Annotated in this window: 14 protein-coding genes; 4 read left to right on the top strand and 10 right to left on the bottom strand. The window is 68.9% G+C overall.

The window, feature by feature from the left end; translation table 11 throughout:
- The 6 genes from ACOJSN_RS14135 to ACOJSN_RS14110 all read right to left on the bottom strand — a co-directional run.
- Window positions 1-486, bottom strand: a 486-nt coding sequence (locus ACOJSN_RS14135; RefSeq protein WP_420113139.1) for a metal ABC transporter solute-binding protein, Zn/Mn family, incomplete at its 3' end; no start/stop codon positions are given.
- 156 nt (window positions 487-642) lie between these two features.
- Complete coding sequence (locus ACOJSN_RS14130; RefSeq protein WP_420113138.1) at window positions 643-1,407, bottom strand: SDR family NAD(P)-dependent oxidoreductase; 765 nt, start codon at window positions 1,405-1,407, stop codon at window positions 643-645.
- Window positions 1,404-2,537, bottom strand: coding sequence for a Gfo/Idh/MocA family protein (locus ACOJSN_RS14125; protein WP_420113137.1), 1,134 nt, complete (start codon window positions 2,535-2,537; stop codon window positions 1,404-1,406). Before ACOJSN_RS14125 ends, ACOJSN_RS14130 begins: the two co-directional genes overlap by 4 nt.
- Window positions 2,534-3,424, bottom strand: coding sequence for a sugar phosphate isomerase/epimerase family protein (locus ACOJSN_RS14120; protein WP_420113136.1), 891 nt, complete (start codon window positions 3,422-3,424; stop codon window positions 2,534-2,536). Before ACOJSN_RS14120 ends, ACOJSN_RS14125 begins: the two co-directional genes overlap by 4 nt.
- Complete coding sequence (locus tag ACOJSN_RS14115) at window positions 3,421-4,437, bottom strand: zinc-binding dehydrogenase (RefSeq protein ID WP_420113135.1); 1,017 nt, start codon at window positions 4,435-4,437, stop codon at window positions 3,421-3,423. The genes ACOJSN_RS14120 and ACOJSN_RS14115 overlap by 4 nt, the downstream gene beginning before the upstream one ends.
- Window positions 4,437-5,327, bottom strand: a complete 891-nt coding sequence (locus ACOJSN_RS14110; protein WP_420113134.1) for a 2-deoxy-5-keto-D-gluconate 6-phosphate aldolase domain-containing protein — start codon at window positions 5,325-5,327, stop codon at window positions 4,437-4,439. Before ACOJSN_RS14110 ends, ACOJSN_RS14115 begins: the two co-directional genes overlap by 1 nt.
- 266 nt (window positions 5,328-5,593) lie before the next feature.
- Here ACOJSN_RS14110 and ACOJSN_RS14105 point away from each other — a divergent pair, with 266 nt between their 5' ends.
- The 4 genes from ACOJSN_RS14105 to ACOJSN_RS14090 all read left to right on the top strand — a co-directional run bounded on the left by ACOJSN_RS14105 (window position 5,594) and on the right by ACOJSN_RS14090 (window position 9,429).
- The gene (locus ACOJSN_RS14105) at window positions 5,594-6,340 is read left to right on the top strand and encodes a GntR family transcriptional regulator (protein WP_420113133.1); all 747 of its coding nucleotides are present in this window, start codon (window positions 5,594-5,596) and stop codon (window positions 6,338-6,340) included.
- 144 nt (window positions 6,341-6,484) lie between these two features.
- Window positions 6,485-7,756 (top strand): Gfo/Idh/MocA family protein, encoded by a 1,272-nt coding sequence (locus ACOJSN_RS14100; RefSeq protein ID WP_420113132.1) that lies wholly within the window; start codon window positions 6,485-6,487, stop codon window positions 7,754-7,756.
- A 3-nt stretch (window positions 7,757-7,759) separates the two neighbouring features.
- Window positions 7,760-8,644: an MBL fold metallo-hydrolase gene (locus ACOJSN_RS14095; protein WP_420113131.1), complete on the top strand. Its 885-nt coding sequence runs from the start codon at window positions 7,760-7,762 to the stop codon at window positions 8,642-8,644.
- A complete protein-coding gene (locus ACOJSN_RS14090; RefSeq protein ID WP_420113130.1) occupies window positions 8,641-9,429 on the top strand; it encodes an SDR family NAD(P)-dependent oxidoreductase in 789 nt (262 codons plus the stop codon). The genes ACOJSN_RS14095 and ACOJSN_RS14090 overlap by 4 nt, the downstream gene beginning before the upstream one ends.
- Window positions 9,430-9,559: 130 nt before the next feature.
- Here the strand turns inward: ACOJSN_RS14090 and ACOJSN_RS14085 are convergent, their stop codons facing one another.
- The 4 genes from ACOJSN_RS14085 to ACOJSN_RS14070 form a co-directional block, all read right to left on the bottom strand.
- Entirely contained in the window at window positions 9,560-11,728 is a 2,169-nt protein-coding gene (locus tag ACOJSN_RS14085) for a hypothetical protein (protein WP_420113129.1), read from the bottom strand.
- A 39-nt stretch (window positions 11,729-11,767) separates the two neighbouring features.
- Window positions 11,768-12,778 carry an aldose 1-epimerase gene (locus ACOJSN_RS14080; RefSeq protein ID WP_420113128.1) on the bottom strand — a complete coding sequence of 337 codons (1,011 nt, stop codon included), beginning with the start codon at window positions 12,776-12,778 and terminating at the stop codon, window positions 11,768-11,770.
- 4 nt (window positions 12,779-12,782) lie between these two features.
- Window positions 12,783-13,661: a carbohydrate ABC transporter permease gene (locus tag ACOJSN_RS14075; protein WP_420113127.1), complete on the bottom strand. Its 879-nt coding sequence runs from the start codon at window positions 13,659-13,661 to the stop codon at window positions 12,783-12,785.
- Between the two features lie 10 nt (window positions 13,662-13,671).
- Window positions 13,672-13,962, bottom strand: a 291-nt coding sequence (locus ACOJSN_RS14070) for a carbohydrate ABC transporter permease (protein WP_420113126.1), incomplete at its 5' end; no start/stop codon positions are given.

The raw sequence follows: 13,962 nt of genomic DNA, 5'->3' as shown, positions 1-13,962 counted from the left end.
GGCGTTGGCCTCGAAGGTGTCCGCGCCCTCGGGGTCGAGGTCGCTGAAGGCCGCGACCATCACCTCCACGTACGCGATCACGTTGAGCGGGCTCATCCAGGCGTGCGGGTTGGGGTGGCCGGCGTAGGCGTCGGCGGCGATGTCGATGGGTTCGACGTGCTCGGTCAGCACGGCGTGCGGCACGTCGGTCTCGCTGACGAACTGCTCGAACCAGGCCTCCAGGCCGAGGCCGTTGTCGAGGATCAGTGCGGCGTCGCTGGCGTGCGCCACGTCCTGCGGGGTGGGCTCGTACCCGTGGATCTCCGCGCCGATCTTCGTGATCGACTCCACCCGCAGCCGGTCGCCCGCCACGTTCCTGGCGATGTCGGCGATGACGGTGAAGGTGGTGAGGACCATGGGGCGGTCATCGCCGTCCTCGGGCGCGGTCGTGCAGCCCGCGAGCCCCAGCATCGCCATCATCACAGCGACCACCCACACACGACGCATTCCGACCTCCGGTAGTGCGAACTAGAAAGTTCGACCTACCGTAGTTCTCCGCACGAGGGTGCGCAAGCAGCCGTGCCGCCGTCGCGAATGCGCACCGTCCGGGGCGTCAGGTCGGCGAGCTCACCCATCGTGATGGCCGCGATGGCCATCACAGGCCTAGTAGCGCAGCGACTTCCCGCCGTCGACGACGATCTCCTGGCCGGTGACGAAGGGGAGGTCGAGCGCGAGGGTGGCGATCGCCTCGGCGATCTCCTCCGGACCGGCGAGTCGCCCGAGCGGGACGAGGTCGGCCTCGGCCGCGAAGCCGGCGTGCGCGGCGTCGGCGCCGACAAGCCGCTCGTGCCAGCCCGAGATCACGGTCCCCGGAGCCACGGCGTTGACGCGCACGTTCGGGGCGAGGGACACCGCGAGCGCGCGGGTCATCTGGGCGAGGCCGGCCTTGCTCACGCCGTAAGGGAGTGAACTGCCCACGACGCGGCTCCCGGAGATCGACGTCACGTTGACGATCGCCCCGCGCCGCTCCTTCAGCGAGGCAGCGAACGCCTGACACACCCAGAACGTGCCCACGAGGTTCACGCCGAGGATCTCGTCCCAGATCTCCGGGGTGAGGTCGTCGAGGTCGGTGAAGTCGATCTTGCGAGTCGTACCTGCACTGTTGACGAGGATGTCGACGCCGCCGCTGGCCACGACCTGCCGCGCGGCTCGTTGCACCGCGTCACGATCGGACACCTCGATCGGCAACGGGTGGGCCTCGGCGCCGAGCGCCCCGAGCTCGGCGCACAGCTCTTCGGCGGCGGTCACCGATCGCGAGTAGCCGACGTGGACCTGCTCGACACCGCGGCGCGCCAGCTCCACACAGGTGGCGCGACCGATGCCGGTGCCCCCGCCCGTCACGACGGCAACCCGCTGCTGCGCACTCATGCGACACCCTCCGTGAGATCGTCGGCGGCGCGTCGATCAGACTCGGACATCGGCAGGCTGATCGGCCGGTTCTCAGCCTGAGACAGGTACACGCCCTTGATCACCTCGAGCGCAACGAGGCCGTCGCGCCCGGTGATCGAGGGACTACGGCGCTGGCGGACGGCGCCGAGGAAGTCGGCGATCTGCGTGCCGTGGAACTGAGGCACGCTCGGCCGGCCGGCCTCGGCCTCACGCCACTGCTCGAGCTGCGACTCCTCGCCGTCGAAGGTCCACAGGTCGGTGACCGCCTGCGCGAGCTCAGGGCTCTCGTCGAGGCCGACGCTGTGCCCTGCGGTGCCGTGCACGGCCAAGCGGAACCCCGGCGCCCGGTGACGCACCGCTGGGTTCGGCTGCGACGCGAACCCGTTCTCGAACGTGGTCATCGCCTGGATCGTGGCGATCGCGCCACCGTCGTAGGTCACCACGGCACCGGCCACGTCCTCGACGTCGATGTAGTCGCCGTGCTTGAGGGTGGCCCAGCTCCCATGCACGGAGGTCGGCGTGCCCAGCATCCAGTTGAGCATGTCCACGTAGTGGATCGCCATGGTGAGCAGCACGCCGCCACCTTCACCGGCCCAGGACCCGCGCCACGCGTCCTGCTCGTAGTAGGCACGGTCGCGGCCGAGCAAGGCATCCAGATGCGCTGCAGCCACCCTGCCCAACCGGCCCTGCGAGATCGCTTCACGCATCCGTTGCGCCGCGGGGAAGTACCTCCGCTGGAACACGGTCCCGAGTGCGACACCCGCCTGCTCGGCCGCGGTCACGAGCTGGTGTGCCTCCGCGAGCGAGGTGGTCAACGGCTTCTCGACCAGGGCAGCCACGCCTGCCTCGACGGCGTGCATCGCCGGCTCGAAGTGCTGCTTGTGGGGAGTGGCGATGAGCACGGCGTCGAGGTCGGCCTCGGCCAGCATCCGCTCCACCGAGTCGTACGCGGCCGAACCGGGGAAGCGATCTGCGAGCGCCTGAGCCCGCGCGAGGGTACGCGAGCACAGACCGGCAAGCTGCACGCCCGGCAGCGCTGCGGCCGCCTCGGCGTGGAAGGTTCCGAACTTCCCACAGCCGACGACGGCGACGCGCAGGTCCGCCGTCATGCGCCGGCCCGGGGACGGGTGACGCCGGCCTGCTCACAGGCTGCGGCGAGCGTGCGGTAGGACAGCTCGGCGGCCGCGACCTCGTCGAAGCCCGGCAGTGCCTGACGCCGAACACTGATCTCGACCGAGACCGTGCCGGCATAGCCGCTCGCCTCCAGCAGCCCGAGGAACGCCGGGTAGTCGAACTCGCCCTCCCCGGGAGTGAGGAAGTCGAAGCCGTCGGCTGTGCGGCGGTGATCCTTCACCTCGACCACGACCGTGTGCGGCAACAACGTGGCGACGACCTCGGCGAGGTCGAAGTCACGGACCGCGAAGTGAGAGATGTCGAGGTTGATGCCCAAGGCGGGCGAGCCGACGTCGGCCAGCACGGTGAGCGCCTGCTCCGGCATCGAGACCACGGCGCCGGCGTGGGGCTCGAGAGCGACCGAGCAGCCGGCAGCCACCGCAAGCTCGGCAAGCTGGCCGAACCGATCGCCGATCTGCTGCCGGTCGGCCTCCCAGCTGGTCTGCTCGGTGATGGGTGGCGGGTTGCCTCCGAGCAGGCGCGCCTTGGGCTTGTGCGCCCCCAGGCTCACCGGGAGCGCGCGACCGTCGCCCAGGATGCCGGCCACCTCGAACGCGCGGGTGAGTCGCCGGCGGCTCTCCACCCAGATCGACTCGTCGCACACGCGCGGGGCATTGGCGGTCACGCTGGAGATCTCCAGACCGTGACCGACGGCGTCCGCGCGCCAGCCTTCGACGTCTGCGTTCGAGGCGAGCATGGCGTCGGTGGGCCAGTCCTCGCAGACGGTCACCTCGATGCTGTCGTAGCCGATTCTCGCGAGGTGTCCGACGGCGTCCGCGAAGGTGAGGTTCGGCGTCGACCACGTGTTGTAGCCGAGTCTCATGCGCTCTCCTGCTCGCCGGCCGGGCAGAGCAGCTGTTTGACGCCCGCGCTGCGACGCACGGCGTCGAAGGCGGCCTCCCACTCGTTCAGCCCGAAGCGATGGCTGACGAGCGGCTCCAGCTGGACAGTGTCGTCGTGCAGCAGCTGCATCGCCCGATCCCAGGAGGAGGGCGTGCTGGCGAAGCCACCGGTGATGACGAGCTCGTGGAACGAGACGAGTGCGAGCGGGATCGGCACCGCGTCACCGCGCTGGCCGATCTGCACGTACCGGCCGCCGCGGCGAACGCGTTCGATGCCCAGCGCCATGCCAGGCCCGGAGCCGGAGCACTCGAGGACCACGTCGACCTCCGCGGGCGCCTGCGCCGGATCGTCGACCGCGGGGAGATCGAGGGCGGCGGCGACCGCCAGGCGCTCCGCATCCTGTGGGGTGCCGAGGATGGCGACCACGCCACCGGCCGCGCGCGCGACCTGGGCAGCGAGCAGCCCGATCGCTCCAGGGCCGATCACGAGCACGCGGTCCCCGGGGGTCACCGCCGGGAACGGCTGGAAGAGCGACCGGCACACGCAGGCGAGCGGCTCGCTCAGCGCCCCTGCGGCGAGCGAGACCGAGTCGGGCAACGTGCGTGCGTTGCGCGCCGGCACGAGCACCTGCTCCGCGAACCCACCGTCGGCTCCGGACCCGATCGAGATCCGCTGCTGGCAGCGGTTGGGCGACCCGGAACGGCAGCCGCCGCAGGCGCCGCAGGTGGAGAAGAAGGTCTCGAGCGCCACGCGCTCACCGATGCGCGCCTGATCCACGCCCAGGCCGACCGCGGTGATCGTGCCACTGACCTCGTGGCCCAGGGTGACCGGCGGCGCCGATCCGTAGCTGCCGTCGAGGATGTGCAGGTCGGTGCCGCACAGACCGGCGGCCGCGACGTCGACCACGACCTGGTCGGCGCCCGCCGTCGGGCGCGGAACCTGCTGCAGCGCGATGTCGGCGGGGCGGGGTCCTGTCTTGCGAAGAGCGTCCATCACCGGGCATCGGCTCCCATGTACCGCAGTGTGCAGGAACGGTAGCGAGATGCGATCTCGTCGATCGCAGACTCACGTGAGAGTGTGCCATCGAGCCAGCCGCTGACCGAGTCGCCCCAGAAGCTGCGCCCGACAGCAAACCCGCTGTAGCCGGTGGTCGCCGCCGACACGTCCAACCAGTGCTGCACCACGTCAGCCGCCGCTCCGGCCCCGAGCACGAGGCACTGGGCGGGGCGATCGGTCCTTGCGGCCTGCGCGGCAATGCGCTCAGCACCCTCGCCGAGAGCCACACCTTCGACCTTCCACATCGTCACGAGGATGCCGGCCTCCTGGAACTCCGCCATCGAGGCGCAGAGCGCGTCCACGTCGACGCTGGGGACCTCACCGTCGGTGGCACCGCTCATTCCCACGATCAACTCGCACATGAAGTCGATCGACTCGGCCGCGAGGAACTCGGAGAGCTCACGCAACCGGGCGAGCTGCGTGGCCTTCTGCTCGCGGGGGTCGGTGGTGCGGTGGTGGACCAGCACCTTGGCCGACGCCGGCCGGAACTCCAGCAGATGATCGCGGTAATCGGCCCCGTACTCGAAGGTGAACACCTTCTCGTTCGCTCGCTCGACCGGCATCGACACGAGCACGCCGTCGCCGATCGCGCGGCGTGCGATCGGTCCGCCGAACTGTTCGTCCACGAGGATCCCCGGCTCCACGTCACCGATGCCGCGGTGTAGCGCTTCGCCGAAGGCCTCGTAGATCAGTTCCTTCGAGTCCCGGATCTGCTGGTGCGTCATGCCCGCCCGACGCACGGAGGAGAACGCTCTCTCTCGGTGGTCGAACGCCAAGAACGCGAGTGGTCGCGCCGTCACGATCCCCCCTTGCTGCGGATAAGTCACGCCAGTGAGGCTAGCACCTTCTTTGCTAGCATGTCACTATGTATAGACAGCAGCCCATTAACTCTGGATCGCTGTCGTGGGGGCAGTGGCAGCCGTGCCGATCCGACTCTGCCGACCGAGCCTCCGACGCCGGTCCGACCGCGAGTCGGTCGACGCCCGAGAGGCCGGTGCGCGGAGTAGCCCGTCGTTGGACCCGATGACGCACACTCGACCCGGCCAGTATTGTCACGTTGAGATGACATGTTGCACGTTGAAGGGGTGAAGAGATGGCCAAGGGCGAAGCCGTGGTCCAAGTGGCCCTCGACCGCGCGTCGCCGGTCCCGCTGTACTTCCAGCTGGCCGAACAGCTGACCGCCGCGATCTCCGACGGTCGCGCACAGCCGGGCGATCCGTTCGAGAACGAAGTGGCGATGAGCGAGCGCCTCGGACTCTCTCGACCTACCGTGAGGCGCGCCATCCACCACCTCGTGGACCAGGGGCTGCTCGTGCGGCAGCGCGGGTTGGGGACCTTCGTCGCGAGCCGACGCGTCCATCGCCGCGTGAGCAAGGGGAGCCTGTACGAGGATCTGGCGATCCAGGGTCGAAACCCCAGCACGTCCGTGCTGCGTCATGACATCGAGAAGAATGCGCGCGCCGCGGCCGCGCTCGACCTCGACCCGGAGACCGACCTGCTGGCGCTGAGGCGACTGCGCCTGGCCGACGGCGAGCCGCTGGCCATCATGCAGAACTGGCTCCCGCCTCGCCACAGCTCGATCACGCGAGAACAGCTGGAGACGCGTGGCCTGTACTCGATGTTGCGCGACCAGGGCGTGGGATCCGTCGTGGCCCACCAGTCCGTGGCAGCGCGGCTGCCCACCGCCGACGAGCGCACACTCCTCGACATCTCGAGTCGACTACCGGTGATCGCTGTGACGCGGACAGCCTTCGATCCGGGCGGCGCGCCGGTGGAGCACGCCGAGCACGTCTACCGATCCGACGGCTACACGATCGATCTCGTGCTCGAGGAGAGCTGAGCCTCCAAGGCAATATGTATTGACATATTCACCTGTTCGCTCGTAGGGTGGCGGGTGCTGGCTGCACGGGAGCATGGCCTCACGCCACCGCGCGTTCCGTCGATGATGCCGGCGCCACGCTGACGAGTCGAAGGGTGCACCACCATGGAACGGATTCCTCTCGCGATCATCGGGTCCGGAGGAATGGGTACCCGCCATCTGTTCGGCCTGGCGGAGCTGGAACGGGCAGGGCTCAACCCGTTCGACCTCGTCGCGGTGTGCGACATCGACGGCGCACGGGCTGAGGCTCTCGCCGGCGAAGCCGAGAGCCGACTCGGGCGGCGGCCGCGCACGGGCACCTCTCTCGCGGACGCTGTGCACCTGGGCGCCGCCGCCGTGGACATCACCACGGTCCCGCAGTTCCACCACACGCTCGCCGCGGAGGCGATCAGCCTCGGCTTGGACGTGATGGTCGAGAAGCCGGTGGGTCTCACGATCGCGGCCGCCCAGCAGCTCGCCGACCAGGTCAGCGGGACTGATCGGGTGCTGAGCGTGGCCGAGAACTTCCGCCGCGACCCCACCAACCGGCTGGTCAAGGCGCTGGTCGACGGCGGCGTGCTGGGCGATCCTCGGTACTTCCACCAGAGCTCCGGCGGTGGCGGCAACCTCATGGCGATCTCGATGTGGCGCCACATGAAGGACGAGAGCGGCATCCTCTTCGATGCCGGCACCCACTACACCGACATGATGGAGTACTACCTCGGTCCGGTGACCAGCGTGTACGCCCAGATGCGGCTGTTCGAGAAGACCCGCTACAACCCTGCCGCAACCGGCGGCGCCCCCGCCTCGAACCCCGGCGGCGTCTACGGCCAGTCGCAGGCAGCAATGCCGGCGCAGTTCGAGGCCACGGCCGAGGACGCGCTCTACGCGATGGCCAACTTCGCGTCCGGAGCGATCGGGCAGTACGCCGAGAACAGGGCCGAGCACGGCCGGACCAGCTGGGCACGCAGCGTGCACGGCTCGGCCGGCGCCGTCGAGATCCCGAAGGACCGTAGCGGCGAGCCACTGGTGCTGACGCTGGAGAGCACCCGCACCTACACGGGTGCCGAGATCCTCCCCCTCGTGCCGGACTTCCAGCTCGACGACGTCACGGCAGCGCTCTTCGGCGGGCCGCAGGCCACGGCGTACGGCAAGGACTTCGAGACCGTGGACCGACTGCTGCTGGCCGTCGAGTACGCCGAATTCGGTCAGGCGATCGACTCCCGCAGCAAGCCCGAGGTCGGCCTCGAGGAGGGCCTGCGGGCCATCGCGCTCTGCTACGCGATGATGGAGTCCGGCGCCGCCGGCGGAACGATCGTGACGGTCGACGACGTGCTGAACGGCACAGTGCGCGAGTACCAGCGCAGCATCGACGCCGCCATCGGCATCGACGCCTGAGCCGTGGAGAGCTTCAGCGAGGTCGTCCCCGACGTCCACCTGCTCAAGGTTCCGTTCACCGGTGTCTGGACCGGCGTCACGCTGGTGCTCAGCGACGACGCCCCGATCCTCGTCGACAGCGGCGGCATGCGCGAGACCGTGGACTCCACGATCGTCCCGGCCCTCGCTGAGCTCGGCATGAGCCTGTCGGACATCGGATGGGTGCTCGCGACCCACATCCACGGCGACCACGTGGGCGGCATCGCGCGGATGCGCGAGCTCGCGCCGTCGATCAAGGTCGGCGTGCTGCGCGAGTCCGACGAGCGGATGCGCGACCCGCTCGCCTACAGTCGCGAGATCCGGGCGAAGTTCCCTGAGCACAGTGCGGCACCGCCACCGGTGCTCGACGGCGTGGTGCCCGATCGACTGCTTGCTGATGGTGAGGCCGTGGGCCCTCTTCAGGTGATCCACACGCCTGGCCACGACACCGATGCCTGCTGCTTCCTTGACACCCGATCGGGCACGTTGATCACAGGCGACTCGTTGCAGCTCAACGGCACGATCTCCCAGGGCTGTGCGCTGCTGTTCGACCCCGAGCGCTACCTGACGTCGCTGCAGCGGCTACTCACGCTGCCGATCCACAACATCGTCTGCGGGCACCCGTACCTACCCCTGGGTGAGCTGGCCATCGGCGAGGAGGCTTCGCGCCATTTCCTTGCCACCTGCCTCGGCTGCTACGAGCACGACCGTGGCTTCGTCGCCGGTATGGGCGCAGCAGGGGTCACCGACGTGCACCACGTGGCGCAGGCGCTGGTGGCCGCTGTCGGTGGCGTCGAGCCGCCGAAGCTGTTCTTGCCGATGCACACGGTTGCCGCGTATCAGGAAGCAGACAGGAGAGCCAGCAGATGAAGGCCGCATTGATCACCGGAGCGTCCCGCGGGATCGGAGCAGGATGTGCGCTGGCGTTCGCCCGCGAGGGGTACGCCGTCGGCATCAACCACCGGTCCTCGCAGGAGGATGCCGAGCGGGTGGCGCAGCAGTGCCGTGACCTCGGTGCCGAGGCCGAGGTGTTCGCTGCTGACGTGTCCTCCGCGGACGACGCACAGGCGATGGTCGAGGCGTTCGTCGGGCGGTTCGGCCGCATCGACGTGCTGATCAACAATGCCGGCGGCGCCCTCAGGATGCCGCAGGGCGGTTTCATCGACATGCCGGTCGAGTACTGGGACAGCCAGATCGCACTCAACCTGAGCGCCGCGTCCTACTGCGCGCAGGCCGCCGCCCGTTCGATGGTCGCGACTGAGGTCACCGGAGCGATCATCAACATCTCCTCGATCCACGGCGACGTCACCTGGGTTCGCCGCAAGGCACTGCCGTACTCGGCCGCCAAGGGTGGCCTGAACATGTTCACGAAGGCGATCGGCGTCGAGCTGATCAAGCACGGCATCAACGTCAACTGCATCGCGCCCGGACTGATCCACACCAAGGCGCTCGACCGCTACTCCGAGCGCGACCTGGCCGCCTTCAACCGCAAGATCCCGTTCGGTGGCGGCGGCACTCCCGCCGATATCGCCGAGCTCGCGGTGTTCTTGGCGGACAAGAGCAAGAGCCGTTTCATCGTCGGGCAGACGATCACCGTCGATGGTGGCCAGTCGATCGACGGCGCCATCGACGCCATGCTCGACGACGAGTTCTAACCCCAAGCTTTCAACGCTCTTTCGGCACCACGGAGGTTTCAACGCTCTTCCGGCGCTGCAGTCAGCGGCAGGCTGTGCCGGAACAGCAACGAAAGACGAGCTGTGCCGGAAGAGCGTTGAATCTGTGGGGTCAGCGGCGGGCGAGCTCGGCGTACAGCGCGGGGTCAAGGTCGATCAGATCGTTGATCCCACGCAGGTGAGCGACCGTGACCCACGGCAGCCACTCGCGGTGCCGCCCGAGCCCGCGCGGCAGCGTGAAGCAGTAGTGCTCCTGCTGCCAGCCGGGACCACGCGTGCCCCGATGATCGCCCGGAGTACCGACCATCGCCTTGGTGTTGTGCAGCAGGATGCGCGCAACGTCCAGGTAGTGCTCATCGCCCGTCTCCCGTGCGAGGCGCGCGTAGCTCTCCACGTCCCACGCCATGTACGCGTCGTTGAGCGAGTGGCCGGTGGCGATCAGCTGGATGCCGACGGTCGGGACGCCGCGCTTCCAGTCCAGCTCGTCGCCATCGGCGTCCTCGGGCATCGGCACGTCCCAGATGTACATCCAGGTCTCAGCGACGTCGCCAGCGATGCGGGCGCGGTCGAGCCACACCGCCTCGCCCGTGAGTGCGTGCAGCGCGAGGTAGGCCTCCAGCGCGATGGTCGCGGCCTCCTTGTCGACGACATCGGGGTTGTCGATCGTGCCGCCGATGAACCGACCGTGACCGTGAGCGTGGTCGTCGGAGGCCCAGGCGAACTCGCCTGCCCGCACCGCTGCGCTCCGGTAGGGCTCGTGACCGGTGACCCGGTACAGCTGGGCGTAGAACGGCACCGCGTTGTAGGTGCCCGTGGTCGACGCCGAGAACAGCTCTCCCGTCAGCGCGTGCCAGGAACGGGGGAACCCGCCACCCGGCTGCTCCTGCGTCAGCAGCCAGTCCCCGAACGCTCGCACCCAGTCCAGCCACTCAGCGCGCTCACGGCCCGCGCGCTGCTCGCGCTCGTACGCCCGCAGCAGCGACTTCATGTCGTCGGTGAAGCTGCGCAGGTAGATCGGCTGCTCGCTCGTCAGCACGCGGCCGGTCGGCCACGTCGACGCCACGGGCTCGCCCGACCCCAGCATGAAGCCCTCGTCGAGCGGCGGGTCGACCGGCCTGCGCAGGAAGGCGGCGATCGCCTTCTCGGCGTTGCGCACCAGCCGCTGGCTGCGCTCCGAGCCCGGGTCCCGAGCCGCTTCCACCAGCATCATCTCCGCGCACCCGAGGGCATAGCCCGTGAAGCCGAGCACAACCTTCGAGTCGGGGTGCTCAGGGCGGCCGAGGGGTCGCGCCTGGGTCACGAACCGTACGCCGGCACGGTCGTCGTTCTCGATGAAGTTCTCGGCGAGCACCTCGACCATCGTCGTCCGCATGGTCTCGATGTCCTGTGGGTTGGGCCTCGGGTCGAGCACCTCCCACGCCCAACGCCACGATCGGGTGATCAACTCGTTGGTGTCGGTTGCGCGATCGAAGCGGAACGTGACCTCGTACCGCTGGGTGAAGCCGTTCGTGAGCGGATTGAAGCGGTGCCGCCACTGCTGCTCAGCGCTCGCTCCGTGCTCCCCACCGCCCTTGGGTCCATAGCTCAGCGTCCCCTCCGAACCGGGCATCGCATACCCCAGGGTCGTTCCCTCCGACCGCTCCTCCGCGACGATCGAGCCGAACCGAAACTCGTCGCCGACCATCGGTTCGCGCGAGAAGCTCTGCCCCTCAGCTGCGGTGGTGCGTCCGTCAGGTGCCGATCCCAGCACGGCGAGCGTCGCGCCCTCCGGCAGACGCGCCGCGAGAAGCGGAGCAGGCATCCGGTCCTCACGGATCCAGACCGTGTAGTCACCGGGCTCGTAGTAGTTCCCCGCCCCGAACGAGTTGTCGCGCATGTGGTCGAAGTTGCCGTAGATCATGCCGGGTGCGAACCACTCCATCTGCGGCCACGGCCTCGCGTCGACCAGCCGCAGTGCCGCCACACTGGTGAAGCCTCCCGGAGCGTCGCCGTGCACGCGCACCTCGCGCCGGAGCCGCAGCGTGTCCTCGGCGACGATCCAACGATCCGTCAGCTCCACCACCGCGCCCTCCGGCGCCTCCACGCGACCGGTGCCGAGCCACTCCCCCGCGACGTCGGTGTTGCGCAGCGTGTCGTATCCGCGTTCGCACGACACCGGTTCCCGATCGGGATGACCGTCCCAGAACGTGACGCGCAGCGGTGACGGCTGTCGCACCGACGCCCCTCCCGGCACACTCATGCTCAGCCCGAGCGAGCGATCGGCGTTCTTCAGCACATGCATGGGGGTGTCCCTCTCCTCCAGGGTGGGTCCTGCACAGAGTCAGCGCATCGGGAGTGAGACGACGCGGACCGACACTGTCTTGCTCATCGTCTCGCCCGGCTGGAGAGTGACCTCGGTGCCTGTCAACGCCCGGGCGCGCGCCAGCCCGCTGGGATATCCGGTGGCCGGCTCGATCGAGAACCCGTGCGTTGCGCCGTACCACGGGTACCCCAACCGGCCGCCGGCCTCGTACCAGTAGCAGGCGTACGGGAAGTCGCCGGCGAGCCACTCCACGTCGACTCCCAGCCCGAGCGCGGGGTTGCGGATCTCCGCGCGGACCTGTTCGGCGGCGAATCCGCCGAGGAACGCCAGCCGGCTGACTCCTGCGCCCGCTGCCGTGAGCCGGGACAGGTCCACCCGCTCGGCTCTCGGTGGCCGGTGCTCCGGCCCCCGCGGTGGCTGCCGGGTGTCGGGAACGTCGTCCGGCATGTCCGGATGGACTGCGCAGTCGGTGACACTCACCGTGGTGTCCGGGCCGATGAGCGGCGCCCCGAAGGTGGGGTGCTGCCACCACATGACGTCGACCGGGTGCGCGCCGATCTGGGTGACCGTCTCGGTCACGCTCACGCGGTCGCCGTCGAGCACGATGTCCTTCACCACGGTGAACGGACTCCGCGCCAGCGTCGTCCTCAGGTGCAGACCGCCGGCCGTGGGCTCGCTCTCGTACGGCGCCAGCCACGCTTCACCGTGGAAGCCCCACTCGACGCCCTGCTCGACGCACTGTCGGCCCGCATTGGGAAACAGCGTGTGCCAGCCGCCGCCGGAACGGTCCAAGGCCTCCGCCTCCGGGTTGCCAGGGGGCGCCAACGCCGTCGGCGGGCGCAGGCCCCACCGCGTCGACCACAGGAGCTCGGTCTCCGTGGCGCGGTCGCGCAACGAGGTGATGTCGGCACCCTTGCCCGGGACCACGGTGAGGTCGATCCGGTCGTTGGACAGATGGACGGCCGACCACCCGTTGACAGAGGTGTCCCGGTGACGCACGGGCTGAGCCGGTGCTACGCCGTCGTTCATGCGGTCACCGCAGCCCGACCCGAGCCATCGAGGACATGAAGTGGCGTTGGAAGATGATGAAGACGACGAGGACGGGTATCAGCGACGACACCGAGCCGGCCAGGGCGGGCCCCAGTGAGACCGTGCCATCCTCCGACATGAAGCGCGTCAGCCCGAGCGGGACCGTGTACTTGTCCTCCGAGGTGATCATGATCAGCGGCCCCTCGAAGTCGTTCCACGTCGAGTCGAAGATGAGGATCGAGAGCGCCGCCAGTGCCGGTCTGGCCAACGGAAGGTAGATCCGAGCAAAGATGCGCCACTCGCTGGCCCCGTCGATACGGGCCGCCTCGCCGAGCTCGCGCGGTGCGGATGCGAAGTGCTGCCGCAGCAGGAAGGTCGCGAACACCGACGAGAGCCCAGGCAGGATCAGCGCCCACAGAGTGTCGTACAGGCCGATCTGCCGGAAGAACATGAAGCGAGGCACGAGCAGGAGCTGCGCCGGCACCATCGAAGTGGCGAGGAAGACCAGGAAGAGCACGTTCTGCCCCTTGAACTTCATCCGTCCGAACGCGTAGCCGGCGAGCGAGACGATGGCCAGCTCGCCCACGATGGTCGCCACGACGACGATGGTCGAGTTGCTGAAGTACTGCGCCATCGACCGTTCGCCGGTCCAGACGTTGATGTAGTTGGCCCAGACCACCGGGTCCGGGATCCAGCGCGCCGGAACCTCGAAGATGGCGAGGTTCTGCTTCAGGGAGGACGAGACCATCCACAGGAAAGGGATGAGGAACACGAACGCCAGGAGCGACGTGATGAGACCGCGGAGCAGCCAGGTGATGCGCTCCTTGCGCTTGCGCCGCAGGTACCCAGCGCGGGGCGCGTAGGTATCGGTTGCTGAGGTCATCGTCGGCTCCTCACGTGTAGAGCCCCCGACCACGCTGGATCCGGAACAGACCGATCGACAGGATCAGGACCGCGATCATGCTCATGACGCCGATCGCCGCGGCGTAGCCGAACCGGTAGTTCTGGAATCCGACCTCGTACATGTAGTAGGAGAGCACGGTCGTGGCTTCGCCCGGTCCACCACCGGTCATGAACTGGATGGTGCCGAAGCCCTGCGACCGGCCGATGAACGCCGTGATCAGCAGGCACGGGAGGATCGGGACCAGACCGGGGAACGTGATCGTGGTGAACTGGCGGAAGGC

Origin of the sequence: Pseudactinotalea sp., from assembly GCF_048594945.1 — a bacterium.
Taxonomy (GTDB): Bacteria; Actinomycetota; Actinomycetes; order Actinomycetales; family Beutenbergiaceae; genus Pseudactinotalea.
This window is presented reverse-complemented; position numbering and strand designations above follow the sequence as displayed.